General features: G+C 66.4%; 28 protein-coding genes. 8 read left to right on the forward strand and 20 right to left on the reverse strand.

The features are described from left to right. Window positions 1-54: 54 nt before the first annotated feature. Window positions 55-1,665, reverse strand: a complete 1,611-nt coding sequence (locus GORHZ_RS01540) for a 4-hydroxyphenylacetate 3-hydroxylase family protein (protein WP_006329687.1) — start codon at window positions 1,663-1,665, stop codon at window positions 55-57. 50 nt (window positions 1,666-1,715) lie between these two features. Further along, on the reverse strand, window positions 1,716-2,282 hold the full coding sequence (locus GORHZ_RS01545) for a flavin reductase family protein (protein WP_006329688.1): 567 nt from the start codon (window positions 2,280-2,282) through the stop codon (window positions 1,716-1,718). A 120-nt stretch (window positions 2,283-2,402) separates the two neighbouring features. Between GORHZ_RS01545 and GORHZ_RS01550 the strand changes: the two genes are divergently transcribed. Then, the gene (locus tag GORHZ_RS01550; RefSeq protein WP_006329689.1) at window positions 2,403-3,347 is read left to right on the forward strand and encodes an AraC family transcriptional regulator; all 945 of its coding nucleotides are present in this window, start codon (window positions 2,403-2,405) and stop codon (window positions 3,345-3,347) included. A 122-nt stretch (window positions 3,348-3,469) separates the two neighbouring features. Here the strand turns inward: GORHZ_RS01550 and uraH are convergent, their stop codons facing one another. Genes uraH through GORHZ_RS01565 form a run of 3 tightly spaced genes read right to left on the reverse strand, consistent with a single transcriptional unit; the run spans window position 3,470 to window position 6,324 of the window. Then, window positions 3,470-3,796, reverse strand: a complete 327-nt coding sequence (gene uraH / locus GORHZ_RS01555; RefSeq protein ID WP_006329690.1) for a hydroxyisourate hydrolase — start codon at window positions 3,794-3,796, stop codon at window positions 3,470-3,472. After that, window positions 3,793-4,332, reverse strand: a complete 540-nt coding sequence (gene uraD, locus GORHZ_RS01560; protein WP_040529692.1) for a 2-oxo-4-hydroxy-4-carboxy-5-ureidoimidazoline decarboxylase — start codon at window positions 4,330-4,332, stop codon at window positions 3,793-3,795. Before uraD ends, uraH begins: the two co-directional genes overlap by 4 nt. 9 nt (window positions 4,333-4,341) lie before the next feature. Then, window positions 4,342-6,324, reverse strand: a complete 1,983-nt coding sequence (locus tag GORHZ_RS01565) for a solute carrier family 23 protein (protein ID WP_006329693.1) — start codon at window positions 6,322-6,324, stop codon at window positions 4,342-4,344. A gap of 228 nt (window positions 6,325-6,552) precedes the next feature. Here GORHZ_RS01565 and GORHZ_RS01570 point away from each other — a divergent pair, with 228 nt between their 5' ends. Next, window positions 6,553-7,155 carry a nucleotidyltransferase family protein gene (locus GORHZ_RS01570; RefSeq protein WP_040529709.1) on the forward strand — a complete coding sequence of 201 codons (603 nt, stop codon included), beginning with the start codon at window positions 6,553-6,555 and terminating at the stop codon, window positions 7,153-7,155. Between the two features lie 15 nt (window positions 7,156-7,170). Here GORHZ_RS01570 and GORHZ_RS01575 read toward each other — a convergent pair whose 3' ends face one another. The 13 genes from GORHZ_RS01575 to GORHZ_RS01635 form a co-directional block, all read right to left on the reverse strand. Beyond that, window positions 7,171-7,608 carry an SRPBCC family protein gene (locus GORHZ_RS01575; RefSeq protein ID WP_006329697.1) on the reverse strand — a complete coding sequence of 146 codons (438 nt, stop codon included), beginning with the start codon at window positions 7,606-7,608 and terminating at the stop codon, window positions 7,171-7,173. Window positions 7,609-7,819: 211 nt separating this feature from the next. Continuing rightward, window positions 7,820-8,260 carry an SRPBCC family protein gene (locus tag GORHZ_RS01580; protein ID WP_006329699.1) on the reverse strand — a complete coding sequence of 147 codons (441 nt, stop codon included), beginning with the start codon at window positions 8,258-8,260 and terminating at the stop codon, window positions 7,820-7,822. Between the two features lie 39 nt (window positions 8,261-8,299). Then, complete coding sequence (locus GORHZ_RS01585; RefSeq protein ID WP_006329701.1) at window positions 8,300-8,740, reverse strand: SRPBCC family protein; 441 nt, start codon at window positions 8,738-8,740, stop codon at window positions 8,300-8,302. Window positions 8,741-8,780: 40 nt separating this feature from the next. Next, window positions 8,781-9,224: an SRPBCC family protein gene (locus GORHZ_RS01590; RefSeq protein WP_006329703.1), complete on the reverse strand. Its 444-nt coding sequence runs from the start codon at window positions 9,222-9,224 to the stop codon at window positions 8,781-8,783. Window positions 9,225-9,630: 406 nt separating this feature from the next. Then, window positions 9,631-10,065, reverse strand: a complete 435-nt coding sequence (locus GORHZ_RS01595) for an SRPBCC family protein (protein ID WP_006329705.1) — start codon at window positions 10,063-10,065, stop codon at window positions 9,631-9,633. Between the two features lie 198 nt (window positions 10,066-10,263). Continuing rightward, entirely contained in the window at window positions 10,264-10,620 is a 357-nt protein-coding gene (locus GORHZ_RS01600; RefSeq protein WP_006329707.1) for a GNAT family N-acetyltransferase, read from the reverse strand. 11 nt (window positions 10,621-10,631) lie between these two features. Continuing rightward, window positions 10,632-12,431: an acetyl/propionyl/methylcrotonyl-CoA carboxylase subunit alpha gene (locus GORHZ_RS01605; RefSeq protein WP_006329709.1), complete on the reverse strand. Its 1,800-nt coding sequence runs from the start codon at window positions 12,429-12,431 to the stop codon at window positions 10,632-10,634. A 195-nt stretch (window positions 12,432-12,626) separates the two neighbouring features. Continuing rightward, the gene (locus tag GORHZ_RS01610; RefSeq protein ID WP_006329711.1) at window positions 12,627-14,144 is read right to left on the reverse strand and encodes a condensation domain-containing protein; all 1,518 of its coding nucleotides are present in this window, start codon (window positions 14,142-14,144) and stop codon (window positions 12,627-12,629) included. Further along, a complete protein-coding gene (locus GORHZ_RS01615) occupies window positions 14,141-14,593 on the reverse strand; it encodes a SufE family protein (protein ID WP_006329713.1) in 453 nt (150 codons plus the stop codon). The genes GORHZ_RS01610 and GORHZ_RS01615 overlap by 4 nt, the downstream gene beginning before the upstream one ends. Beyond that, entirely contained in the window at window positions 14,590-15,486 is an 897-nt protein-coding gene (locus tag GORHZ_RS01620; protein ID WP_006329714.1) for a sulfurtransferase, read from the reverse strand. Before GORHZ_RS01620 ends, GORHZ_RS01615 begins: the two co-directional genes overlap by 4 nt. Window positions 15,487-15,621: 135 nt before the next feature. Beyond that, window positions 15,622-16,266, reverse strand: coding sequence for a Maf family protein (locus GORHZ_RS01625; protein WP_006329716.1), 645 nt, complete (start codon window positions 16,264-16,266; stop codon window positions 15,622-15,624). After that, window positions 16,260-16,508 carry an acyl-CoA carboxylase subunit epsilon gene (locus tag GORHZ_RS01630; protein WP_006329723.1) on the reverse strand — a complete coding sequence of 83 codons (249 nt, stop codon included), beginning with the start codon at window positions 16,506-16,508 and terminating at the stop codon, window positions 16,260-16,262. Before GORHZ_RS01630 ends, GORHZ_RS01625 begins: the two co-directional genes overlap by 7 nt. Beyond that, window positions 16,505-18,133 carry an acyl-CoA carboxylase subunit beta gene (locus GORHZ_RS01635; protein ID WP_006329724.1) on the reverse strand — a complete coding sequence of 543 codons (1,629 nt, stop codon included), beginning with the start codon at window positions 18,131-18,133 and terminating at the stop codon, window positions 16,505-16,507. The genes GORHZ_RS01630 and GORHZ_RS01635 overlap by 4 nt, the downstream gene beginning before the upstream one ends. 144 nt (window positions 18,134-18,277) lie before the next feature. Between GORHZ_RS01635 and GORHZ_RS01640 the strand changes: the two genes are divergently transcribed. Further along, window positions 18,278-19,066, forward strand: a complete 789-nt coding sequence (locus tag GORHZ_RS01640; RefSeq protein WP_006329726.1) for a biotin--[acetyl-CoA-carboxylase] ligase — start codon at window positions 18,278-18,280, stop codon at window positions 19,064-19,066. Between the two features lie 22 nt (window positions 19,067-19,088). Here the strand turns inward: GORHZ_RS01640 and GORHZ_RS01645 are convergent, their stop codons facing one another. Then, entirely contained in the window at window positions 19,089-19,667 is a 579-nt protein-coding gene (locus GORHZ_RS01645) for a hypothetical protein (protein ID WP_006329727.1), read from the reverse strand. 116 nt (window positions 19,668-19,783) lie between these two features. Here GORHZ_RS01645 and GORHZ_RS01650 point away from each other — a divergent pair, with 116 nt between their 5' ends. The 3 genes from GORHZ_RS01650 to GORHZ_RS01660 are packed head-to-tail and all read left to right on the forward strand — an operon-like array spanning window position 19,784 to window position 22,411. Next, window positions 19,784-20,341 carry a PH domain-containing protein gene (locus GORHZ_RS01650; protein ID WP_006329728.1) on the forward strand — a complete coding sequence of 186 codons (558 nt, stop codon included), beginning with the start codon at window positions 19,784-19,786 and terminating at the stop codon, window positions 20,339-20,341. Next, complete coding sequence (locus tag GORHZ_RS01655; RefSeq protein ID WP_006329729.1) at window positions 20,338-21,012, forward strand: response regulator transcription factor; 675 nt, start codon at window positions 20,338-20,340, stop codon at window positions 21,010-21,012. The genes GORHZ_RS01650 and GORHZ_RS01655 overlap by 4 nt, the downstream gene beginning before the upstream one ends. Before the next feature lie 22 nt (window positions 21,013-21,034). Continuing rightward, window positions 21,035-22,411 (forward strand): sensor histidine kinase, encoded by a 1,377-nt coding sequence (locus GORHZ_RS01660; protein ID WP_006329736.1) that lies wholly within the window; start codon window positions 21,035-21,037, stop codon window positions 22,409-22,411. Here GORHZ_RS01660 and GORHZ_RS01665 read toward each other — a convergent pair. Then, on the reverse strand, window positions 22,383-22,943 hold the full coding sequence (locus GORHZ_RS01665; RefSeq protein WP_006329738.1) for a GtrA family protein: 561 nt from the start codon (window positions 22,941-22,943) through the stop codon (window positions 22,383-22,385). The genes GORHZ_RS01660 and GORHZ_RS01665 overlap by 29 nt on opposite strands. Before the next feature lie 80 nt (window positions 22,944-23,023). Between GORHZ_RS01665 and GORHZ_RS01670 the strand changes: the two genes are divergently transcribed. Further along, window positions 23,024-24,238, forward strand: coding sequence for a 5-(carboxyamino)imidazole ribonucleotide synthase (locus GORHZ_RS01670; RefSeq protein ID WP_083877159.1), 1,215 nt, complete (start codon window positions 23,024-23,026; stop codon window positions 24,236-24,238). Beyond that, window positions 24,235-24,780 carry a 5-(carboxyamino)imidazole ribonucleotide mutase gene (purE, locus tag GORHZ_RS01675; protein WP_040529711.1) on the forward strand — a complete coding sequence of 182 codons (546 nt, stop codon included), beginning with the start codon at window positions 24,235-24,237 and terminating at the stop codon, window positions 24,778-24,780. Before GORHZ_RS01670 ends, purE begins: the two co-directional genes overlap by 4 nt. Window positions 24,781-24,785: the final 5 nt, after the last annotated feature.

Genomic DNA, 24,785 nt, shown 5'->3' on the forward strand with positions numbered 1-24,785 from the left:
CGAGTTCTGTGTGTTGGGGGTATCGCGCCGTCCGCTTGCGCGAAGTGTCCGGTCCTACTTGTTGCCGAACCAGCTGACGTCGTCGTTGCCGATGAGGTCGGGCACGGTCCAACCGTCGAGGTCGTACTCGGACAGGCACTGCTCGGCGAGACCCTTCATCTGGTCCACGCCTCCGCGGTTCTGCGCGGCGAACAGCAATTCGGCCTTGACGTTCTCATGGTTGCCCGAGTAGTTGCGCTCGTAGAGTTCGTGGCGGCCGCCGAACTCGGAACCGATCGAATCCCAGAGCGCCTTCATCACCTTGACGCGGTCGATCGCGGTGATGCCGTTGGAGCCGCGGACGTACTTGTCGAGGTAGGGCCGTACGTCGGGGCTCTTGAAGTCGGCGGCGCTCGAAGGCAGGTAGATCAGGCCCGAGGCGACGTCTTGTTCGATGATCTCCTTGATGCGAGGGTAGCCCTGCATCATGAACATCCGGTAGGTGAGGCCGTACTCCAGACGCGGGATCACCGTGTCGCCGATCCACGGTTCGGGGTTGTGGGCCATCGCGTCGGTGAGCGTCCAGAACAGGTTACGCCAGCCGATCACCTCGCCGACGCGGGTCTGCACGCCGCGGAAGTCGCCGGAACCGGTGCAGTCGAGCGCCTTCATCAGCAGACCGGCGATGAAGTCGAGCTTCACCGCGAGTCGCGTGCAGCCCTGGAAGGTGAATCGCGGCAGGAAGCCGGACTGTGGGAAGAAGGCGTTGATGCGGTCCACGTCGCCGTACATGAAGACGTTCTCCCACGGCACGAGCACCTTGTCGAAGACGAAGATGGTGTCGTTCTCGTCCATCCGGCTCGATAGCGGGTAGTCGAAGGGGCTACCCATCACCGCGGCGTGCTCGGTGTAGGAGCTGCGGCAGATGAGTTTGATGCCGGGCGCATCCATCGGCACCGTGCAGATGAGCGCGAACTCCTTCTTGCGGATCGGCAGGCCGTAGTGGGCGATGAAGTTGTAGTTGGTGATCGCCGAGCCGGTGGCGACGACCTTGGCGCCGGAGACGATGAGCCCCGCGTCGGTCTCCTTCTCCACCTTCATGAACACGTCGCCGACCTCGTCGGGGGGCAGCTGCCGGTCGACCGGCGGGTTGATGATCGCGTGGTTCCAGTACAGCACCTTCTCCTGTGATTCGCGGTACCAGCGTTCGGCGTTGGCCTCGAACGGTGCATAAAGGTCCTTGTTGGCGTGCAGCGTGCCGAGGAAGCTGGCCTTGTAGTCGGGGGAGCGGCCCATCCAGCCGTAGGTCATGCGTGCCCACTCGGCGATCGCGTCGCGTTCTTCGATCAGGTCCGCCGAACTCTTCGGTGCCCGGAAGAACGGCATGGTCACGCCGCCGTTGCCGGTGTCGGTCGACGTGGTCACCTTGTCCCTGGTCTCGGGGTCGTGCATCGAGTCGTACAAGCGCGCCGTCATCCGGATCGGGTTGCGGAAGGCCGGATGGGTGGTCACATCCTTCACACGCTCGCCGTGTAGCCAGATCTCGCGACCGTCCTTGAGTGACTCGATGTACTCGTCGCCCGTCATCGGGCGCGATGCGAAGTTCTTGGTCTGGTTGGCCGGGCTGTCGGCGGCCGGGTTGACCTGCGGTGCATCGGTTTCGGGTCGCTCGTCGATGGTGGTCATGATTGATACCTCTTTCTGATCGATCGATCGTGACTGAATATGAATCTGGTTCAGGCGGTTTGGGATTCGGCGATGTGGAACGGCGTGAAGGTGGTGGTGGAGTCGAACCATCCGGAATGCGGATCGTCGGCCGACAGGGTCCACAGCGAGTTCACGCTCGGCTCACCGAGGTCGTGAAACGTGCTGCGGTAGTACAGGAGTGGTGGCTTTCCGCTGGCCTGGGCGTCGACGATCTCGCCGATGAAGATGATGTGGTCACCGCCGTCGTAGCTACGCCAGGGAGTGCAGCTCAGCGTGGCGGCTGCTCCGTGGAGGATCGGAGCGGTCGGCCCGTCGGCCCACTTTGGTCCGGGGTCGGCCGGCCGGCCCGCGAAATGCATCGCGATGTCGAGTTGATCGGCAGCCATGATGTTGACCGCGAACGGCGCGTCTGTGAGGTACCCGCAGGCCTTGGACTTGCGGGTCAGCGTCACCTGGCACAGACGTGGTTCGAGCGACACAGCGGTGAACGCGGTGACCGTCGCGCCGTGGGGCTCACCGTCGGCGTTTGCGCAGGTGATGACGGTGACGCCGCTGGCGAACTGGCCGAAGACGTTCTGCAGGGCCTTGCGTTCCATGTGACTCCTCCTTTCGGTGGTGCAAAATGTGAGTTAGAACATAGGTCGGACAGGGCCCCCTGACGATCCGCTGAGCGCGACAGCGGTCCGAAATGCGCGGCGAGGTCGTGAGGAGTCTCGATGAGTCAGCTGCAACAGCTTCGAATACCGGGTGATCCCGATTGGGATGCGGCGTCGAGTGCGGTGTCGGAGGCGTACTTTCCGCACGTGTTGAGCCCGCGGGAGGCCGGCAGCACGGCCGCGGATGCCGATCTCGGTGTCACGGTTCTCGGTCCTCTGCGCATCGCGCGGATCGGTTGGGGATCGGAGGTCTCGATCCACTCCGACCATCCCGGCGCCTACGGCATCAACGTCCCGCTCGGCGGTGTACTCGAGACGTCGGTCGCCGGGCACACGGTGGTGTCGACCAGCGGGTTTGCGACGGTCAACCCTCCTGACACCCCGACCGACATCACCCGGTGGTCGAGCACGTGCACCATCGTCGGCGTCAAGATCGACCGCGACTTCCTGCACCACGAGCTCTGTCGGGTGACCGGGCTTCCCGATGCGTCCATACCCGACCAACTCGACCTGCGCTCACCCGAGGGATCGAGTTGGTTCCGCCTGGTGCAGTCGATCGCCGGTCAGCCCGACGACGATCCGCTGCTGGCCAATCCATTGGTCGCCGAACAGCTCGCCGGATCGTTGACCGACGCGTTCCTGCTCGCCGCGATCACCGACGATCCGGGCGATCATCAGCTCCCACGTCCGCGGATCGTGACCCGGGTACTCGACGCGTTGCGGGCCGACCCCGCGCGGGCGTGGACGGCCGCCGACATGGCGGAATCGGCCGGCGTGAGCGTGCGACGACTGCAAGAGGGATTCCGGGAGTATGTGGGGAAGACGCCGCGGGAGTGTCTCACCGAGATCAGGCTGGCCGCCGTGCACGACGACCTCGCGAGCGGCGCCGCGGTCTCGGTGACCGATGTGGCGATGAAGTGGGGGTTCACCCACACCGGACGGTTCGCCGCGGCGTTCCGGCAGCGCTACGGGGTGGCGCCGTCGCAGGTGCTGCGGGAGGCGTGACCCCGGGTGGCATCTGCGACGTAGTCGTGCGTGGGCACCGGACGAGGCCGGGCCGCCACGTGAAACACGCGGAACTCGCACTTACACAAAGAACTTCGCGTGTAAGTGCGAGTTCTGCGTGTTCAGCTCCCGCGGTAGGTCGAATACGAGTATGGGCTCAGCAGTACCGGGACGTGGTAGTGCCGGTCCGGATCGGTGACCTCGAAACAGATGTCGATCTCCGGATAGAAACCGTCGATATCGTTGTCGGCGAACCAATCTCCGGTGTCGAACACGAGATGGTAGATACCGGGGATCAGTGGATACGGATTGACCTGTCCGATGCGGCCATCGGAATCGGTGACGGCAGAGGACAATTCGGTACCACTCGCATCCTGCAGCGTGACCGGGACACCCGTTGCCGGAGCACCGGATACGGCGTCGAGCACATGTGTGGACAGGCCGCTCACGCCTGCGCCTCCACTGCCGGGTCCCGATAGGCGCTTGCCGGTGTCAGCATCCGTGTCAGTCGGCTGCGGTTGATCTTCGCCAGTTCCATCCGCATGACACGACGTTCGGTCTCGGGATCGTTGTGCATCCGCTGCTTGAGGATGTCGAGGAGTTCGGCGGCCGGTCGGCCGTTGGCGAACACCAGGTAGACGTGGCCGAATTTCTCCTCGTATTCGGCATTCAGCTTCTTCAGATCGGTCAGCACGTCGGCGTCGGCGCCGGCGACGCCCGACTGCTCACGTGCCGACGACGGATTGTCTGGCCGGTCACCGATCCGCGGATGGCCGGCGAGCGCCTCGTCGAGATCGATCTCGGTCAATTCCGCCAAGATCAGGTCGGCGTACTCGAGCAGAGCCTCGTCGTCGGAGAACGGCCGCGCTTTCGCGACCCGTAGGGCCCAGATCCGGGAACTGCAGCATTCGTAGAGCTCGTGGATCGCCTGGCTCTCGGTCAGCTCATTGAAACTCGGCATACCTCGCCAATCAACGCGTCTCATGGTCTGAGCTTAGGAGAGTTCCGGCTGCCGAGTGAACCGCGCCGACGTGATCGGATTCGCGTCGGCGACGAGGTCGTCGAACCGGTAGTTGGCGATCTTCGCGATCTCGATGAGAGCGAATGACTTCTCGCTGGTCTCCGAGTTGTCCATGCGGGCCCATCCGTTGCGCAGCACCCGGTCGTAGCGCTCGGTCTCGCGTGCGCAGATCACCAGCGGGAAGCCGAAGTGCTCCTGGTAGGCCTCGGCCAGGTTCACCACGTTCTGATGCTCGTCTTCTTCCAGCTGGGACAAGCCCTTGTGGTCGACCGCGACGAGTTCTCCCGACTCGTCCTCCCTGCCGAGGTCGGGGAACGCCCGGATGAGCTCGAGGTGTTGCTCGTCGCTTCCGGTGAGCATCGCCTCCTGGAACGCCGATCGCAGGTCGTGCACGTCCTCGAACGGCTTCTGGTCGTACGCGCGGTCGAGCACCCAGCCGACATCCTGGACGACTTCCCCGAACGTCAGATGGAACTGCTCTTTGGTCATCGAATTGACCTCGTCGAGCGTGATCGATCCGCCGCCCGCCACTCGAGGGCCCTTGGCGCCGACATGGAAGAACAAGATGTTCAGCAGGATCGCCGTGATGGCGCCCATGGTGATGCCGGCGCTGAACGGGATCTGCAGGATGCCGGGGACCGCCTCGTCGATGCCGGGCAGCGCCGGGATGTCGATGGTCTGGCCGTCGGCGCCGATCACCTGCTCGGGTGCCGAGGACTGGCTGAACTCGACGTAGAGCCCCATGGCCAAGGAGGTGCTGGCGATGATCAGGTTGCGGTGGTCGGTGAAGTCGACCTTCGACAGGGTCTGGATGCCGACGACGGCGACCGTGGCGAACAGTGTCATCGCGGCGCCGCCGAGTACCGGGGACGGAATGGACTCGACGACCTTGGCGGTCTTCGGGAGCAGACCCAGGATGATCATGATGCCGCCGGCCGCGGCCACCACGAAGCGGCTCTTGACCCCGGTGAGGCGCACCAACCCGACGTTCTCGGAGAACGCGGTGTAGGGGAACGAGTTGAACACACCGCCGATGATCGTCGCGAAGCCGTCGGCGCGGACGGTCGCGGCGATGTCGTCCTTGCGGATCCGCTTGCCGACGATCTCGCCGGTGGCGAACACCGAACCGGTCGACTCGACCGCGATGATCATCAGCACCACGATCATCGACACGATGGCGATCACGTCGAAACGCGGCCAGCCGAAGGCGAACGGCGGGGTGAAGCCCACCCAGGAGGCGTTGGCGACCGCGTCGAAGCTGGTGTCGCCGAGGATCCAGGCCACGATCGTGCCGGCGGTGAGACCCAGCAGCACGGCGATCGTCCCCCAGAAGCCGCGCAGGAAGCGCTGCATGATGACGATCGCGAGGATGGTGCCGACCGCGTAGAGCATCCACCGGGTGCTGCTGGGATCGGACGTGTGGGTCAGTGGGTCGGTGGTCGCGTCGCCGATGCCGACCGGGAGCAACGCCACACCGATGATCGTGATCACGGTGCCGGTCACCACCGCCGGGAAGAACCGGATGAGCTTGGCGAAGAACGGTGCGATCAGGAATGTGAAGATACCCGCGGAGATCACCGCCCCGTAGACGGTGAGCAGGCCGACCCGGCCGCCCCCGTTGCTGTTCGCGATGTTGATGACCGGGGCCAGCGCGGCGAAGGTGATGCCCTGCAGGAGCGGCAGCCGGACACCGATCTTCCAGATGCCGACGGACTGGATGATCGATGCGATACCGCAGGTGAACAGGTCCGCGGTGATCAGCATGGTGAGCGCGTCGTCGTCGAGGCCGATGGCCTTGGCGATGATCAGCGGCACCAGCACCGCACCGGCGTAAAAGGCGACGACGTGCTGCGCGCCGAGGGTGAGCAGCTTGCCGGCGGGTGGCACCTGGTCGACGGGGTGGACCCGCTTCTTCGCCGGTGCCGGTGGTGTCACAGAATCCGCGTCGGTTGCCATTGTTTGCATACCTCTGTGTGTCGTACTGCTTTTGTGTGTCGTACTGCTTTGTGTCGTACTGGGCGATCGGGCGTCGGGAAGCCGTCGCAGGAGACGGCAGGCCAGCAAATCGATAGTGGACCCGCGCGGGCAATTTCGCGCGGGGGCCGATCGTATGTTTCCGTGAGGTAAATCCGACATCCGCGCGGAGTGACGACTACCATCGCCGGCAGTATGGAGGCGGAAGCGATGGGCGGCAATGGGCGCACCGGATCATCGGCACGTGTGCTCGGGGTGATCCTCGCGGCCGGTGCCGGACGTCGGTACGGTGCACCGAAAATCACTGCGCATCAAGGTGATTGGCTCCGCAAGGCAGTGCACGTGTTGGATGCCGGCGGATGTGACGAGGTGGTCGTCGCGATGGGTGCCCAGATCGTGGCGCCACCACCGCCGGCGACGGCGTGGGTGATCGCGGACTGGACCTCAGGGCTCGGTGCAACCGTCTGCGACGTCCTCGGGCGCGTGTCGGAACGTGCCGATCTGGTCGGCGTGGTTTTACATGTTGTTGACACACCCGATGTCGGCCCCGAGGTGGTGGCCCGAGTGCTAGAGGCGAGCGGTCGCTCCCCGACAGCCCTCGTGCGGGCTTGTTTCCACGGCCGCCCCGGCCATCCGGTCTACCTCGGTACGGCACACCTGGGACCGGTCATGGGCACTCTGTCGGGGGACATCGGCGCGGGGCGTTACCTGGCAGCTCACGACGACGAGGTGACGGTGGTCGAGTGTGGTGATCTGGCCACGGGACTCGACCATGACTTCCGGGTCGGCGGCGAGCCGCCACCCGGTCCGTGAGGGTGGGAGCCGGTGTCAGGGAAGCGCTTCGATCCGCTCCTTGAACTTCGTCAGCGCGCCCTCGACCCACCGGTCGCCGCCGAAGAAGGTCTTGCTGACCATCTTCCACAACTGCGACGAGTCCCAGGCGTAGGTCAGCTTCGTGCCCGTGTCGTCCGGTTCGACGGACAGAATGTAGTCCACCCCCAGCGAGGCATGGTCGACGAGGCGTTCGTTGGGCACGTACTCCGCACGTGTGACGGTAGTGGTCATGTGCCTGCCGAATTCGCGGTGCTCGATCTGGTATTCGGTGACCACACCTTCGGGCGTCTGCTTCACCTTCCCTCCCAGGACGGAATGCGACTCCTCCGGCATGGAGGCGACGAAGTGCTTGGGCTCCGCGATGTAGCCGAACACCTTCTCCACCGGTGCATCGACGTGGATGCTGCGCGTGTGCTTGGCCGGAGCGGTCATCTCCGTCGCCTCCCCTCAGCAACGCGGCACGATGGGCCCGGCATGCGGAGCACCGGCTCGCCGGGGGTCGACTCCTGCGTCGACGCTGCCGCGCTACGTCCAGTGTCCTACTAGCCGGTCGGATTCATGTCCATTTCGTGGAAGATCCGTCCTGCCACTCCGATTGTCGGAGAGCCGGTGTGGTATCGACGGAGCGGGCGACGCCGACCGATCAGGACAGCGCCTCGACTTCTTTCTTGATCTTCTCCAGCGCCTGGTCGATGTGCTTGTCCGTGTGGTAGAAGGTCGCGTCGATCATCTTCATCAGCTTCGACGCGTCCCAGACGAAGGTCAGCTTCGTGCCCGTGTCGTCGGGCTCGACGAACATCATGTGGAACACGCCCAAGGAGGAATGGTCGGTGATGCGTTCGTTCCGCACGTAGTCCTCACGGGTCATGGTGGCGGTCAGGTGCATGCCGAGCTCACGGAACTTGATCTTGTAGTCGGCCACTGTGCCCTCGGGCGTCGTGGTGACCTCCGCCAGGTCGAGGGCGCTCGACTCGAGTGCCTGCATGACACTCACGTAATTCGCCGGAACCTCGATCCAGCCGAACACCTTCTGCACCGGTGCGTCGATATGGATGCTGTGCGTGTGTTTGGTCAAAGTGGTCATCGTGCTCAACTCCTTTCTCTGATCCCGCCGGCTCGGAGATCAGGGCAGCGCCTCGATCTCCTTCTTGACGTTCTCCAGTAGTTCGTCGATTTGCCTGTCCGTGTGGTAGAAGGTCGCGTCGATCATCTTCATCAGCTTCGACGCGTCCCAGGCGTAGGTCAGCTTCGTGCCTGCGTCGTCGGGTTCGACGGTGAACATGTGGGTCATACCCAGGGAGGCGTGGTCGACGAGGCGTTCGTTGGCCACGTACTCCTGACGGGTGAGGGTGGTGCTCAGGTGCATGCCGAATTCGCGGTGTTTGACTTCGTAGCTGGTCACCTCGCCGTCAGGCTTCTGATCGACCTTTCCCAGGACGATGTCTGTGTCCTCGGGCCCTGCCATGGCTGCGACAAAATGGGCGGGTACCTCGATATACCCGAACACCTTCTCCACCGGTGCGTCGACGTGGATGCTGTGGGTGTGTTTGGCCGAAATGGTCATCGTGCTCAACTCCCTTTGTTGATATGGGCGGGCTCGGAGATCAGGGCAGCGCTTCGACTTCCTTCTTGACGTGCTGGAGCGCCTCGCCGATGTGCTTGTCCGTGTGGAAGAGCGTCGCGTCGATCATTCTCATCAGCTTGGTGGCGTCCCAGGCGTAGGTGAGTTTCGTGCCCGTGTCTTCGGGCGCGACGGAGAACATGTGGTCCACGCCCAGAGACGAGTGGTCGGTGATGCGTTCGTTGGGCATGTATTCTTCACGGGTCATCGTGGTGTGCATGTGCATGCCGAGTTCGCGGAACGTCATCCGATAGTCGGCCACCTCGCCGTCGGGCTTCTGATCGACCTCGCCGAGAACGAGTTCGCCTTCCCCGGGCATGGCGTTCATTGCGGCGACGATATTGCCGGGTACCTCGATATACTCGAACACCTTCTCGACCGGCGCGTCGACGTGGATGCTGTGCGTGTGTTTGGCCGAAGTGGTCATCTTCATCGCCTCCCGTGGCAGCGTGGCACCGTGGGCCCGGGCCGACTGCCGGGGGTCGACTTCGTTATCGACGCTGTGACCGCGCTATGTTCATTGTCCTGCTTCAGGATTGGCGAAAATGCCCGTTCCGGTGGGACTTAGGACCCCAATCTGACGCGGTACAGCGTCCTGGATCAGCGGTGCGAGGGTCGCGAAGGTGACGGCCTGCAGCGACGGTGCCGAACGCGGGTTTGGCAGTCCGAAAATCGGTGCGCATCAAGGGGAGTGGTTGGAACGCGTCGTCGCGAAGTGCGGCTGCTTCGAGTGCGGTGATTCGAGTCTGAGGCCGACCACGGCGGCGCAGACGACTCAGTCGTCCTTGACGTCGCGGCGAGGTAAGAATACGGCCGGGTCGGCGGTCACCGGATCAGGGCAGTGCCTCGACTTCTTTCTTGATCTTCTCCAGCGCCTCCCCGATGTGCTTGTCCCCGTGGAAGAAGACCGCGTCGATCATCTTCATCAGTCGTGAGGCGTCCGCGGTGTAGGTCAGCTTCGTCCCAGTGTCGTCGGGCTCGACCGACAGCATGTGATCCACGCCCAGGGAGGCGTGATCGTGGATCCGTTCGTTGGGGACGTAGGCCTCGCGGGTCATGGTGGCACTCAGGTGCATGCCGAGTTGTCGGTACTTGATCTCGTAGCCGACAACCGCGCCATCGGGTTTCTGATCGACCTTTCCCAGGACGACCTCGTTGTTCGCAGGCATGGCGGCGATGAAATGCGCGGGTACTTCTATGTACCCGAACACCTTCTCCACCGGTGCGTCGATATGGATGCTGTGCGTGTGTTTGGCCGAAGTGCTCATCTTCGTCGTCTCCCCTACAACGCGACACCATGAACCCGGGCCGGCTGGCACCGTCTGCGGGGGCCGACTTCCTTGTCGACGCTGTGGCCGCGCAGTATTCATAGTCCTACTATCGGATCGACGAAAATGCCCGTTCCGGCGGGACTTTAGACCCCAATCTGGCGCGGTCCAGCGTCCAGGCCTGGATCCGATTGTCATTCAGGGGATGTTGTCGACCAGCTCGTCGGAGATCGTGAGACCCAGTGCACCGTCGGCGAACCGGCGGACGGGGCTGCGGGCAGCCTCAAGCGCGTCGGCGCGACCGGAACGGGCCCGGCCGGACAGTCGCGCCGGGTCTCTCCGCACCCCGATCAGGGCGACGAGTTCCCCGGTGGTGGGCTCGCACACCGCCCACACGTAGCGGGATTCATTCTCCCACGAGCGACTTGCCCCGGCGACGTACTCGTCTGGGTCATCGACCCCCAGATCGGACAACGCCGGGACGTCGGTGACCCGATCGTCCGCACGAAGCGCACGCAGGTACCACGTCCCGGCGTTGATCTCGACCGGTTCCATCCGCAGATGGACTACTTCAGCTCGAGCAGCACAGTGCCCTGGGTGACGGCGGCACCCGGTTCCACGGCGAGACCGGTGACCACGCCGTCCTTGTGCGCGGTGACCGGGTTCTCCATCTTCATGGCCTCGAGCACGACGACCAGATCACCGGCCGACACCTGCTGGCCCTCCTCGACGGCGACCTTGACGACGGTGCCCTGCATCGGTGCGGCGACGGAATCGCCGGATGCGGCCGCGCCGCCACCCTTCTTGCGTGCGCGGGCCTTGGGCTTCTTGCGGACGACACCGTTGCCACCACCACCGAGCGACAGGTCACCGGGCAGCGAGACCTCGACGCGGCGACCGCCGACCTCGACGACGACCTTCTGGCGCGGCAGCGACTCGTCCTCTTCGATCGGCTCGGCACCGGTGTAGGGCTCGAGGGGGTTCTCCCAGTCGGTCTCGATCCACTTGGTGTAGACCTCGAAACCCTCGACACCGTTCTCGTCGACACCGCCGATGAAGGCGGGGTTGGAGACGATGTGCCGGTGGAACGGGATCACCGTCGCGAGGCCCTCGACCTCGAACTCGGCCAGGGCGCGGCGGGCACGCTCGAGCGCCTGCTCGCGGGTCTCGCCGGTGACGATCAGCTTGGCCAGCATCGAGTCGAACTGGCCGCCGATCACGTCTCCCTGCACAACGCCGGAGTCCACGCGGACGCCCGGTCCGTTGGGCTCGCGGTAGACGGTGATGGGGCCGGGCGCGGGCAGGAAGTTACGGCCCGGGTCCTCGCCGTTGATGCGGAACTCGAAGGCGTGGCCGCGCGGGGCCGGGTCCTCGGAGAACTCGAGCTTCTCGCCGTTGGCGATCCGGAACTGCTGGCGCACGAGGTCGATGCCGGCGGTCTCTTCGGTGACCGGGTGCTCGACCTGCAGACGGGTGTTGACCTCGAGGAACGACACCAGGCCGTCGCTGCCGACGAGGAACTCGACGGTGCCCGCGCCGTAGTAGCCCGCCTCACGGCAGATGGCCTTCGCGGATTCGTGGATCTTGGTGCGCTGTTCGTCGGTCAGGAACGGCGCGGGGGCCTCCTCGACGAGCTTCTGGAAGCGGCGCTGCAGAGAACAGTCGCGGGTGCCGGCGACGACGACGTTGCCGTGCTGGTCGGCGATCACCTGGGCCTCGACGTGCCGGGCCTTGTCGAGGTAGCGCTCCACGAAGCACTCGCCGCGGCCGAACGCGGCGATCGCCTCACGGGTCGCGGACTCGAACAGATGCGGGATCTCCTCGATCGTGTAGGCGACTTTCATACCGCGACCGCCACCACCGAACGCCGCCTTGATCGCGACCGGCACGCCGTGCTCCTCGGCGAAGGCGACGACCTCGTCGGCGTCCTTGACCGGGTCCTTGGTACCCGGGGCCATCGGGGCGTTGGCCTTGAGTGCGATGTGGCGCGCGGTGACCTTGTCGCCGAGGTCGCGGATCGACTGCGGCGAGGGCCCGATCCAGATCAGCCCTGCGTCGAGGACCGCCTGCGCGAAGTCGGCGTTCTCGGAGAGGAAGCCGTAGCCCGGGTGGATGGCGTTCGCCCCGGACTTCTCGGCGGCGTCGAGGATCTTGTTGAAGACCAGATAGGACTCGGCGGAGGTCTGGCCGCCGAGCGCGAAGGCCTCGTCGGCGAGTTTGACGAACAGTGCTTCGGCGTCGGGCTCTGCGTAGACCGCGACACTCGGGATACCGGCGTCGCGTGCCGCGCGGATCACGCGGACCGCGATCTCGCCGCGGTTGGCGATGAGGACCTTGGAAATGGTGTTCGCAGAGGGACTAGGCACTTGTTCTCCTGGGCGTCGTGACGCCGCTGGGCGGCGGCACTGGCTGGTATGTCTGACTCGCTCGTCTGGTTGTTGCACCCATGGTGGCCAAGGGTTGCCGGCCGCACGGGTGACGCACGACACTTGGAGTCTAAGCGTCGCGTGTTCCGGGCATTACCCTAGCTCACCGAGCAATCGTTCGGTGGTACCCGGGGGTTACTCCCGGGTACCAAACGCGCTGGTGTCGCCGATTTCTCGGACGAGTCGGGTGAAATCCCGCAGGTAGCGATGCACGGGCCCGGCGCCGTCGCCGACCTCGCTGTCCCAGCCGGGTTCGGGAGTGGGATTGTTCACTCCGTCCGCCGGCGCGACGGCTGCGGTGTCGCCACCGGATTCCTCCGGTGGGAAACGTGCCGAGACCCGCATCCCGGCCGGCGTCCGGTTGACCCAGATGTAGACCTCGTGCGGTGCGTAACTGTGGCTGCGGAGTACCTTGGCCCGACCCGCGTCGGCCTCCGCTGCGCCGGGTGCGAAGCGGGTGTCGATGAACGAGATGACGAACTGCGGCCCGGTCGTCTCGTCGAGCAACTCGGCCACCCGCAGGAAGGGCAGCGACGCCCCCTGGCGGGCCCGTTTGAGTTCGGCCGTGGCCCGCGAGATCGCCTGATCGAAGGTGGGGGAGTCCGAGACGTCGATGCAGAACGGTGCCACCGCGACGAACCAACCCAGTGAGGTCAGCCAGCGCGCGTCGTTACGGGTGTGCCGGGGCAGGACGCATCGGAACTCCGGGTCGCCCGTGTGCTGGTGGTACACCATGGCGAAGGCCGCAAGCACCCCGGCGGTCAGCGTGCCCTCGGCCGCCGAGCAGACCGCGGTGAACCGGTTCGCCGCGTCGTCGTCGACGATCATCCCGGTGATCGACTGCTGGGCGGGCGCCTGTTCGGTGTCCGGTGTCGCCGTCAAGACAGTGGCGTCGCGGTCCGCGGGCTCGCGGTCGTAGGCGAACGCGGGCAGATTGCCGCGGCCGGACCGCAGGAACTGCGCCCAGGTGGCCACGGCCGGATGGTCCGCGCCGGTCTGGTCGGCGAGGCGACGTTCCTCGGCGCTGAAGTCGACGTAGCTGCCCACCGGGGGGAGCTGCGGGTCGGTGTGGTCGCGCACCGACCGGTAGATCCGGTACAGCTCTTCCTGCGCCATGATCAGCGAGTAGCCGTCGACCAGCGAGTGGTCGGCGGCGAAGAGCAGCGTGAACGACTCCTCGCGTCCCACCGTCGCGAACAGATAGGCCGGCCAGTGCAGCGGGGCGGTGGCCCGGTCGAACGCCCCGGCGATCTGCTCCACGAGTGGACCCGGCTGGGTGTACCACCCGATGCGACCCATCTTGAGTTTCACCGTGCCCGGGGCGGTCGTCAGCCGCTGCAGGCCGTCACCCTTGATGACGACATGGCTGCGCAGCACCTCGTGGCGGTCGATCCACCGGGTCAGGGTCGTCCGGATCGCCGGGATCGACAGCGGTTCGTCGAACTCGATCGACAGACCCAACCAGGATTCGCGTCCACCCTCGCGTCGTGTGCGGACCCGATAGTCGAACGCGGACCGCAGGTGCTGCTCGTGGTTGTGGGAGGTCAGCCGGGAGTCGTGACTCCACGCACCGAGCCCACCGGGCACATACGGCATCCATTCGACGAGTCCACCCGGCTCGATCGACTCCTCGCGGATCTGGATGAACTTCATGCCGGGGTCGGCGACGCGCCCGGGTCCGCACCCGTCTGGGTGCGGACCTGGTTCTTGATTCGTGCGAGCATCCCAGCCATGCCGCGCAGGCGTAGCGGACTGACGGCCGAGCCGAGCCCTAGATCGTGGTAGAAGTCCGCAGGCACCGCGAGGATGTCATCGGCGGGTACACCGTCGAGGCCCTGCTGCAGGATCGAGGCGAAACCGCGGGTCGTCGGAGCCTCCGGCGGCGCGCTGAAGTGCAGCCGGACCGCCCCCGGGTCGGACGCGTCCACCGACACGAACACCGGTGACTGGCATTCGGGAACCGGCTCCATGGCCTCCTCGCGGAGATGGTCGGGCAGGTCGGGCAGTTCCCGCGAGAACTCCAGCAGCATGGTCACCTTGTCCGCATCGCTCACCGCGCCGAAGTCGTCGACGATCTCGGCGAGGGTGGCGGGCAGGCTCATCTCGGCGCCGGAGCCGATCCCGGCTCCGGTCCGATCGCGATCGGCACCCGCACCGCGTTGCCCCACTCGGTCCACGAGCCGTCGTAATTGCGGACGTGGGAGAAGCCCAGCAGGTAGGTGAGCACGAACCAGGTGTGGCTCGAGCGTTCCCCGATCCGGCAGTAGGCGATCGTCGGGGTCTCGGGGTCGAGCCCGCCGTAGACCTCCTCGAGCTCGGTGCGCGGGCGGAAGCGCCCGTCGGCGGCCGCCGCCTGGGCCCACGGGATCGAGAGCGCGGTGGGGATGTGCCCGCCGCGCAACGCCCCTTCCTCGGGGTAGTCCGGCATGTGGGTACGTTCGCCGGTGTACTCCTGCGGCGACCGGACGTCGACGAGCGGCTGCTCGCCGAGCACGCCGAGGACCTCGGCCGCGAACGCCCGGATCCGTGTGTCGTCACGTTCGATCACCGGGTAGTCCGATCGCGGGTACTCGGGGACGTCGAAGGAGGTGTCGCGGTCCTCGGACATCCAGGCGTCGCGCCCACCGTCGAGCAGACGGACGTCCTGGTGACCGAAGAGGGTGAACACCCACATGGCGTAGGCGGCCCACCAGTTGCTCTTGTCGCCGTAGATGACGACGGTGTCGTCGCGTTCGATGCCCTTGCTGCGCATCAGTTCGGCGAACTGCTCACCGTCGATGTAGTCGCGGGTGATCGGGTCGTTGAGGTGCAGGTGCCAGTCGATCTTCTGCGCGGTGGGGATGTGGCCGATGTCATAGAGGAGAACGTCCTCGTCGGACTCGATGATCTTCAGTCCCTTGCTGCCGAGGTGGGCGGACAGCCACTGGGTGGTGACGAGACGCTCCGGGTGTGCGTAGGCGGCGAACGCCGGATTCGGATCGGTCTCAACGCTCAACTGCGGTCCCTCCCAGGAATGGTGGCGAACCCACCGGTGACCCGGAGGATTCGAGCTGTGGTGTCGATAGACGAGCCTACCGAGTCACCTGGCCTGTCCGCGTGCGGTGGGCGGTGTTGCGGGGTGTCGGCATCGTTACACCGGGCGCCACAGAGACGTCACGTCGACGCCGACGTCGGTGAGGAGTCTGCGCACAGTGGGGAGACCGATGCCGATCACCGACGACGGGTCGCCGTCGATGGCGTCGACGAACCAGCCCCCGAGACCGTCGAGTGTGAATGCCCCGGCGACCGACAAGGGTTCACCGGTCGCGGCGTAGGCGTCGATGGTGGCGTCGTCGATGTCGGCGAAGTGGATCGTGGTGGCGGCCGAGGCGTGTGCACGCGACGACATCGTCGTGGACCCGACGCGCGAGACGCAGTGTCCCGTCAACAGCTCGGCCGACCGCCCACGCATACGTCGCCACTGCGCCCGTGCCGCGTCGGCGGTGTGCGGCTTCCCGGTCAGCTGTCCATCGAGCAGCAACATCGAATCGCAGGTCAGGACGACGACATCGGACGCGTCGTCGCCGGAGGCGAGGACCTCGGCGACGACGGCATCGGCCTTCGCGTCCGCGAGCCGCACCACGATGTCGGCGGGGGAGACGCCGGCGAGGGTCGCCAGCAAGGCGTCCTCGTCGACGTCGGAGACGATCACCCGCGGGTCCAGGCCGGCCTCGCGCAGCACCCGCAGCCGGGCCGGCGACGCGGACCCGAGGACCACCGAGGTGGTGGTCACCACCTCAGGTTGGTGAAGCTGCCGGGCGCACCCCAGATCGGCCGCAACCGGTCCTCGGGACGACCCCAGTCGTCGCGGGGCCCCTCGTCGGCCGGGGCGCTGCCCGATGAACTCGCGGCCGCGGCGACGACCGTCACCAGCGCCGCCACCTCCTCGTCGGTCGGGTTGCCACGGACGATGCTCAACAGCGGTGCCGCGGTCGGCTCGGTGTCGTTCTCGGTCACGGTAGTCGTGTCGTCACTCACAGCGGGATGTTCCCATGCTTCTTCGGGGGCAGGGTGACCATCTTGCGCTCGAGCAGACGCAGCGCCGTGGCCACCTGGCCGCGGGTGTGGCTGGGCGGGATCACCGCGTCGACGTAACCGCGTTCGGCGGCGACATAGGGGTTGACGAGGGTGTCCTCGTACTCCTGCTGCAGTTCGAGGCGCAGCGCGTCGACATCCTCACCCTTGGCGGCGGCATCCTTGAGGCGGCTGCGGTAGACGAACCCGACCGCGCCGGACGCGCCCATCACCGCGATCTGCGCGGTCGGCCACGCGAGGTTCACGTCGGCGCCCATGTGCTTGGAACCCATCACGTCGTACGCGCCGCCGTAGGCCTTGCGGGTGATGATGGTGATCTTGCCGACCGTGGCCTCGCCGTAGGCGTAGAGCAGCTTGGCGCCGCGCCGGATGATGCCGTTGTATTCCTGGTCGGTGCCGGGCAGGAAGCCGGGGACGTCGACCAGGGTGACGATCGGGATGTTGAAGGCGTCGCAGGTGCGCACGAAGCGCGCGGCCTTCTCCGAGGCGTTGATGTCGAGGCAGCCGGCGAACTGGGTCGGCTGGTTGGCGACGATGCCGACACTACGCCCGTCGACGCGACCGAAGCCGACGATGATGTTCGTCGCGCGCTCGGTCTGCACCTCGAGGAACTCGTCGTCGTCGAGGATGCGCTTGATGACCTCGTGCATGTCGTAGGGCTGGTTGGGGGAGTCCGGGATCAGCGTGTCGAGCTCGAGGTCCTCGTCGGTGAGGGTCTCTTCGATCGATCCGGCCGCCGGCTGCGCGACGGGAAGGCGCGGGGCCTCGGCCCGGTTGTTGCTCGGCAGGTAACCGAGCAGTTCCTTGACGTAGTCGAGGGCGTCCTCCTCGTCGGAGGCGACGTAGTGGGCCACACCCGACTTGGTCATGTGGGTGTTGGCTCCGCCGAGGTCCTCCATCGTGACGTCCTCGCCGGTGACGGTCTTGATGACATCGGGCCCGGTGACGAACATCTGGCTGGTCTGATCGACCATGACGACGAAGTCGGTCAGCGCCGGCGAGTAGACGTGGCCGCCGGCGGCGGGGCCCATGATCAGCGAGATCTGCGGGATCACACCGGAGGCGCGGACGTTGCGGTGGAAGATCTCGCCGTAGAGACCGAGGGAGACGACACCCTCCTGGATACGGGCACCGGCGCCCTCGTTGATACCGATCAGCGGTCGGCCGGTCTTGATCGCGAGGTCCATGACCTTGACGATCTTCTCGCCGTAGACCTCGCCGAGGCTACCGCCGAAAACGGTGACGTCCTGGGAGAAGATGCAGACCTCGCGGCCGTCGATGGTGCCGTAACCGGTGACCACACCGTCGCCGAGGGGACGACGCTCGGCGAGGCCGAAGTTGGTGCTGCGGTGGCGCGCCAGGGCGTCGAGCTCGACGAACGAGCCCTCGTCGAGCAGATGGGTGATGCGTTCGCGGGCGGTGAGCTTGCCCCGCTCGTGGATCTTCTCGACCGCGGCCTCGCCGACGGGGTGCTGGATCTCCTCGAGGCGATTGCGCAGGTCGGCGAGCTTCCCCGCTGTGGTGTGGATATCGGGGGCTGCGTCATCGTCGCGCGAAGCTGTCGTCATGAACAACGATGCTAACGACCCTGGTGTGAGCCACGTCAACCAGGACCAACGTGAGATATCCCTCAGGTTCCCGAGCGATCGGTCGGGAACCGATCCGCGCGGTTCCCGACGTGGCGTCGCCGGTCGCGCAGTAGCGTTTCCGACATGACTGACCACACCGTCGATCCTCTTGTTCTCACCGAGCGACTGAGCGGTACGCGATGGCACACGATCGAGGTGGTCGGGTCCACCGGGTCGACCAACGCGGATCTCGTGGCGCGCGCCGCCGTCGGCGACGTCGCCGGGACGGTCCGCATGACCACCGACCAGACGGCCGGACGCGGTCGGCACACGCGGGTGTGGGAAGCGCCCGCGGGCGGCCAACTCGCCATGTCGGCGGCGGTGCGTGTCGGCGACCGGACCGAGGATCTCGGATGGCTGTCGCTGATCGCGGGGCTCGCCGCGGTGACCGCTATCGAGGGTGTGGCCGGGGTGCGCCCGACCCTCAAGTGGCCCAACGACGTGCTGATCGACGATCGGAAGGTGGCCGGCATCCTGTCGGAGTTCACGACCGCACCCGGCGGCGGGATCGCCGTGATCGGTATCGGGATCAACACCTCGATGACCCCCGAGCAGCTGCCGGTGCCGACCGCGACGTCGCTGGCGATCGTGACCGGGACCGAGGTGTCGCTGACCGACCTCGCGGATGCGTTCTTGCGAGCGCTCGCCGACCTGCTCGAGTCCTGGCCCGACGACGTGACGCGGCTGGCCGAGATCTACCGCGACCGCAGCGACACCGTCGGTCGACGCGTCCGGCTGACCCTGCCGGACGACGAGGAGGTGATCGGCACCGCCATCGGCGTGGACACCGCCGGCCGGATCGTCGTCGACGCGGACGGACGCGAGGTGGTGGCCTCAGCCGGTGATGTCACCCATCTGCGGGCGGCCGACTGAGTCGGCCGCCCGATCGGCGCGGTCAGCCGGTGTTGATGCTCTTGTGACCCATCGTGGGTATCAGGACGAGCACCGGGACCCCGATGATCAGGTGCAGCACCGCCGTGGCGATGCCCACCGACACCTCGACCGACAACACCAGCGGGATGATGGCGGCGGCGGCGATGAGGAGTGCGACGATCCAGCGGTAGAACTGGTCGGGTGACGGCGTGATCAGCTGCAACACGTACCAGAGGGCGCCGGCGGCCAGCGCACACAGGAACCCCATCACCGCGAACCAGATCTCGTCGCGCGCCAGCGGATTCCACACCCCGAAACGGCCGGCCTCGTTGATGCGTTCGACGATTGCCCGGATGATCCAGGCAGCCAGCCACGCGGCGAGGCCGGTGACCACTCCGGTCATCACGACCCCACCCACGAACATCGTCGGGTTGATGTCGGGGCCCAGCCGGGGGCGCTGCGGCTCGGGTTGGTACCGGCCGCTCGGCGAGTACCGGGTGGGTTCCTGATCGTGGTGGCTGTACGCCCTCGATTCCGGGTATCCCGACTCGTATCGCCTGGTCCGCGGATCGCGGGGGTCGCGGGGATCCTGGTAGCTCATACGTCTTCCTGACCTCGTACCGCTTGCGTCTCTAGAGATGTCGCCTGGTCGGAAGTCTACCCACCGCACATCGTGGGATCGGGGGCCAGTCGGCCGGCTCGGATTAAGCTGATTTCATGTCCTACCCACGGGAGAACCTCGCGCCCGGCGAGGAGATCGTGCTGCACCGGCATCCGCACTGGAAATGCCTGATCGGGCCGTTTCTGCTGTTCCTGGTGATCACCGCGGTCGCGGGGGTGCTCGCCGGCATGATCAGCGGATCCGAGCTGGGGTCGACGACGACGATGGTGCTGCTGATCGTGGTCGGGGTGGCCTGGGTACTCGGGTTCATCTGGTACTTCCTGCGGCCGCTGATCTCGTGGAAATCGACGCATTTCGTGCTCACCGATCGGCGGGTGATCTTCCGCAACGGGATCGTCACCCGATCGGGCATCGACATCCCGATCCGGCGGATCAACACCGTCGAGTTCCGGCACGGTCTGATCGATCGGCTCCTGAGGACCGGCACCCTGATCATCGAGTCGGCCTCCGACGATCCGCTCTCCTTCGACGACATCCCGCAGGTCGAACGGGTGCATGCGCTGCTGTATCACGAGGTTCTCGACATCAACGAGGACGAAGACGAGTTGCCGGGTGACGAGAACACGCGGTTCGACGAAGGAGTGGGACGGTGACCGACGTACTGCTCGCCGAGGACGACACCGCGATCGCCGAGCCGCTCGCGCGGGCCCTCACGCGCGAGGGCTACGGATGTCAGGTGGTCACCGACGGTGCCGAGGCATTGGATCGGGCCCTCGACAGTCGCTTCGAGTTGCTGATCCTCGATCTCGGGCTGCCCGAGATCGACGGTCTCGAGGTGTGCCGGCGGGTGCGGGTCGCCCGTCCACAGCTGGCCGTACTCATGTTGACCGCACGCACCGACGAGGTGGATTTCGTCGTCGGCCTCGATGCCGGCGCCGACGACTACGTCGGGAAACCCTTCCGCCTCGCCGAACTGCTGGCCCGGGTCCGAGCCCTCCTGCGCCGGCAGCAGAGTACCGACGAGGTCCTCGACGGCGGTGACATCCAACTCGACACCCGCGGTCGGCGCGTCCTGGTGAACGGCGAGGACCTCGTGCTGGCCAACCGGGAGTTCGATCTCTTGCGGTTCCTCATGGAGCGCTCGGGCCAGGTGGTCAGCCGCGACGAGATCCTTACCGAGGTCTGGGGATCAGCCGACCTGCGGTCGTCGAAGACACTCGACATGCACATCTCGTGGTTGCGTCGCAAGATCGGCGACGACCAGCGGGACCGGCCCCGCCACATCGTCACGGTGCGCGGTGTCGGCTTCCGATTCGATCCGTGATCGGCGACGGTCGGGAGACTTCATGCGGCGCCGAATCCTGAACACGATGATCGCCATGATCGTGGCGGTCGGCCTGCTGCTGGGGATTCCGCTGTCGGTGGTGGCGTGGTGGTGGGTCGCCGACAACGCCCGCCAGACGCTGGACTACCGGCTCAAGCTCATCTCCGACCAGCTGATCCGTGCGGAGGGAGAAGAGGGCACCGTCGCCCCGGGCTCGTTGGATACCGAGGCGTTTCGTCTGCTGTTGCCGGAGAACGGGCGATTGACCATCCGGTACCCGGTGTCGGGAGGAGCGCAGGCGCAGACCGTTGTCGGGGTTCCGATCGAGGGCGCTTCGATGAAGGAGTCGATTGCGCTCGGCCAGGCCGGATCGCTGCTGCTGGAGATCCCGATGGCCCAGGTTCGCGATGATCAGCTCGCCGCGGTGGGCATCGTCGCGGTGGTCGTCGCCGGGTCGATCGCCACGGGCACCATCGTCGCCGCCGTCACCGCCGGTCGCGTCGCCGACCCGCTGATCGATCTCGCGGGGCGGGCCGCCGCGATGGCCAAAGGCGACTTCCGTTCGGAGTGGAAGTCCTATGGCATCAGCGAACTCGACCGGGTGTCACGTGCCCTCGACGACGCGAACGCGGAGATCGCGCTGCGCCTCGAGCGTGAGGGGGAGATCGTCGGCGACGTCTCCCACCAGCTGCGGTCCCGGCTCACCGCGATACAGCTGCGGCTCGACGAACTCTCTCTGCACGACGACCCTGCGGTGGTCACCGAGGCCGAGGCGGCGCTCGAACAGGTCGAACGGCTCTCGCGCGAACTCGACGAGATGGTGGCCGCCTCCCGGAATGATCCCGCGACGCCGAGCACGATCGATGTCGAGGACATGGTTCGCACGCTGGTCGGCGATTTCAAGGCCGCGTTCGCGGCCGACGGACGAAAGATCTCGGCCACATTCTCGGGGCGGCCGACCGCGCTCAGCGCCCGTCCCGGCCGGCTGCGCGAAGCGCTCAGCGTCCTCGTCGACAACGCGTTGCAGCACGGTGCGGGTACCTGCCGGATCGCCGTCGACGACCTTCCGTCGGGGGAGATGCTGCGGATCACCGTCTCCGACGAGGGCGACGGCGTCGACGACGCGCTGGTGAGTCTGATCTTCCGGCGCGGGTTCTCCGCGGGCCGCAGCACCGGTGTCGGTCTGTCCTTCGCGCGGGCACTCGTGGAGGCCGACGGCGGGCGACTCGACCTGACCGCGCGCCGCCCACCGGTGTTCGCCATCGTCGTGCCGGCCGCGCAGGCAACCGACGCTCCTGACCCCGACGGGGACGACCCGGACCCGAACGGCGTCGGACCCGCGGGCACCGCGAAAGCTCATCCGGCACGCGTCACGCGTGACCGAGTTCCTCATCGCTGAGTTCCTGCGCGGTCGGATACAGGTCCGTGGAACCCGCATCGCCCCCGCGTAACTGCTCGACGGGAAACGCGAACTTCCGCAGGGCCCAGAACCGGAAGCCCATCTGCAGGATGTTGCCGATGATGAAGCCGAGGATGAAATCGACGACCGCGAGTTCGACGAGAGACAGGTTGGACCGCATGTCGAAGACATTGTTGGCCAGCCACAGCGGCGCGGCCGCCAGAATCACGCCGATCCCGCTGATCGCGAAGAACAGCAGCGCCTCGTGGTGACGTTCCCGTCCGCCGCGGTTCTTGAACGCCCACTCCCGGTTGAGGATGTAGCTGAGGATCGTCGCCAACGTTCCGGAGATGATACGGGCGACCACCGGCTTCGCCTCCAGGACGGTGAACGTCAGGCCATAGAAGATCGCCAGGTCGAAAACGAACGTGGTGCCGCCGACGAGAGCGAACTTGATCAGCTCGTGGTGGCGCAAGACCAGCCGGTGAACCGGCTCGGGAAGTCGAGCGACCAGCTCGTCGATGTTGGGCACAAGGTCCGAGTGTACGAAACCGAACCCATGAGTAGCCTGTGCGGGCGCTCATGTGCGAATGATGTCGCGTTCGTGCCACGATGTGTCGCGTGAGTTCCGAAATGCCCACCGTGACGATGATCGGGGGCGGCCAGCTGGCGCGCATGACCCACCAGGCGGCGATCGCGCTGGGTCAGTGCCTGCGGGTCCTGGCCGTCAGCAGCAGCGACCCCGCGGCCCAGGTCAGTGCCGACGTCGTGGTCGGCTCGCACGACGACCTGTCGGCCCTGCGGTCCGCGGCGCAGGGAGCGACGGCACTGACCTTCGACCACGAGGGCGTGCCACTCGCGCATCTGCAGGCGCTCGAGGCAGATGGGGTGACAGTACGTCCGCCGTCGGCGGCCCTGCACTACGCGCAGGACAAGCTCGCCATGCGACGTCGCCTCACGGAGCTGGGACTGCCTGTACCGGATTTCGTCGACCTCGCCGGTGATCACGACGCCGCGCGCACCCGGCTCATCGACTTCGGTGAGCGGCACGGATGGCAGATCGTCGTCAAGGCGGTCCGCGGCGGCTACGACGGGCGCGGAGTGTGGCTGCTCGACGACCGCGACGAGGCGCTGGACGTCTTCGACCAGACCGACGGAAGTGTCGGGCTCATCGCCGAGCAGAAGGTGCCGATGCGGCGGGAGTTGTCGGCGATGATCGCGCGGTCGCCGTTCGGTCAGGGCGCCGCGTGGCCCGTGGTGGAGACGATTCAGCGCAAGGGCCAGTGCGCGGTCGTGATCGCCCCGGCCACCGGGCTGCCCACCGACGTCGCCGAACAGGCCCAGCAGATGGCGCTGCGACTGGCGAACGAACTCGGTGTCGTCGGGGTGATGGCCATGGAGCTGTTCGAGACCGACCAGGGCGAGATCGTCGTCAACGAACTCGCGATGCGTCCCCACAACAGCGGGCATTGGACCATGGACGGCGCGGTCACCTCGCAGTTCGAACAGCACATCCGTGCGGTGCTCGACTATCCGCTCGGCGACACCACATCGCGGGCGCCGGTCACGGTGATGGCGAACATCCTCGGCGCCGACAACGCGCCGACGATGTCCATGGACGAACGGCTGCATCACCTGATGGCACGGATGCCCGACGCGAAGGTGCATCTGTACGGTAAGGGTGAACGACCCGACCGAAAGATCGGGCACGTGAACATTGTTGGTACCCCAGCCGATTCGGTCGACGATGTCCGGGAACGCGCCGAGCGTGCCGCTCAGTGGATGTCGCGTGCCGAATGGACCGATGGATGGGATCCGCACTCATGACCGAGACGGCAGACACGACCACCGCGACCACGGAGGCGCCCCGCCCACGTGTCGGGCTGATCATGGGCAGCGACTCCGACTGGCCGACCATGGAGGCCGCCGCGGAGGCGCTCGCGGAGTTCGAGGTGCCCTTCGAAGTGGGTGTGGTCTCGGCGCACCGGACCCCGCAACGCATGCTCGACTATGCCGCCGGTGCGGCCGGACGTGGGATCTCGGTCATCATCGCCGGAGCCGGTGGCGCCGCACATCTGCCGGGTATGGTCGCGTCGGCGACACCGCTGCCGGTGATCGGTGTGCCGGTGCAGCTGCGGACTCTCGACGGTATGGACTCGCTGCTGTCGATCGTGCAGATGCCGGCCGGGGTGCCGGTGGCCACCGTCTCGATCGGCGGCGCACGCAACGCCGGACTGCTCGCGGTGCGTATCCTCGCGTCGTCGGATGCCGGATTGCGTTCGCGGATGGAGGATTTCCAGCGCGGGCTGGAGGCCATGGTGCTGGAGAAGGACGAAGCGCTGCGCCGCAAACTCCTCGGGCTGGGTTAGACCGG

Source organism: Gordonia rhizosphera NBRC 16068 (genome assembly GCF_000298195.1).
Classification (GTDB): Bacteria; Actinomycetota; Actinomycetes; order Mycobacteriales; family Mycobacteriaceae; genus Gordonia; species Gordonia rhizosphera.

Bases quoted from the DNA above. Each gene is read 5' to 3' on its own strand.
- GORHZ_RS01640 (WP_006329726.1), top strand. From the start codon at position 18,278: ATGACTGACCACACCGTCGATCCTCTTGTTCTCACCGAGCGACTGAGC.
- GORHZ_RS01585 (WP_006329701.1), bottom strand. From the start codon at position 8,740: ATGACCATTTCGGCCAAACACACCCACAGCATCCACGTCGACGCACCG.
- GORHZ_RS01545 (WP_006329688.1), bottom strand. From the start codon at position 2,282: ATGGAACGCAAGGCCCTGCAGAACGTCTTCGGCCAGTTCGCCAGCGGC.
- GORHZ_RS01615 (WP_006329713.1), bottom strand. From the start codon at position 14,593: ATGAGCCTGCCCGCCACCCTCGCCGAGATCGTCGACGACTTCGGCGCG.
- GORHZ_RS01575 (WP_006329697.1), bottom strand. From the start codon at position 7,608: ATGACCGCTCCGGCCAAGCACACGCGCAGCATCCACGTCGATGCACCG.
- GORHZ_RS01570 (WP_040529709.1), top strand. From the start codon at position 6,553: ATGGGCGGCAATGGGCGCACCGGATCATCGGCACGTGTGCTCGGGGTG.
- GORHZ_RS01610 (WP_006329711.1), bottom strand. From the start codon at position 14,144: ATGAAGTTCATCCAGATCCGCGAGGAGTCGATCGAGCCGGGTGGACTC.
- GORHZ_RS01670 (WP_083877159.1), top strand. From the start codon at position 23,024: ATGTGTCGCGTGAGTTCCGAAATGCCCACCGTGACGATGATCGGGGGC.
- GORHZ_RS01660 (WP_006329736.1), top strand. From the start codon at position 21,035: ATGCGGCGCCGAATCCTGAACACGATGATCGCCATGATCGTGGCGGTC.
- GORHZ_RS01595 (WP_006329705.1), bottom strand. From the start codon at position 10,065: ATGAGCACTTCGGCCAAACACACGCACAGCATCCATATCGACGCACCG.
- GORHZ_RS01550 (WP_006329689.1), top strand. From the start codon at position 2,403: ATGAGTCAGCTGCAACAGCTTCGAATACCGGGTGATCCCGATTGGGAT.
- GORHZ_RS01565 (WP_006329693.1), bottom strand. From the start codon at position 6,324: ATGGCAACCGACGCGGATTCTGTGACACCACCGGCACCGGCGAAGAAG.
- GORHZ_RS01635 (WP_006329724.1), bottom strand. From the start codon at position 18,133: ATGACGACAGCTTCGCGCGACGATGACGCAGCCCCCGATATCCACACC.
- uraD (WP_040529692.1), bottom strand. From the start codon at position 4,332: ATGAGACGCGTTGATTGGCGAGGTATGCCGAGTTTCAATGAGCTGACC.
- purE (WP_040529711.1), top strand. From the start codon at position 24,235: ATGACCGAGACGGCAGACACGACCACCGCGACCACGGAGGCGCCCCGC.
- GORHZ_RS01645 (WP_006329727.1), bottom strand. From the start codon at position 19,667: ATGAGCTACCAGGATCCCCGCGACCCCCGCGATCCGCGGACCAGGCGA.
- GORHZ_RS01590 (WP_006329703.1), bottom strand. From the start codon at position 9,224: ATGACCACTTCGGCCAAACACACGCACAGCATCCACGTCGACGCGCCG.
- GORHZ_RS01540 (WP_006329687.1), bottom strand. From the start codon at position 1,665: ATGACCACCATCGACGAGCGACCCGAAACCGATGCACCGCAGGTCAAC.
- GORHZ_RS01650 (WP_006329728.1), top strand. From the start codon at position 19,784: ATGTCCTACCCACGGGAGAACCTCGCGCCCGGCGAGGAGATCGTGCTG.
- GORHZ_RS01600 (WP_006329707.1), bottom strand. From the start codon at position 10,620: ATGGAACCGGTCGAGATCAACGCCGGGACGTGGTACCTGCGTGCGCTT.
- GORHZ_RS01580 (WP_006329699.1), bottom strand. From the start codon at position 8,260: ATGACCACTTTGACCAAACACACGCACAGCATCCATATCGACGCACCG.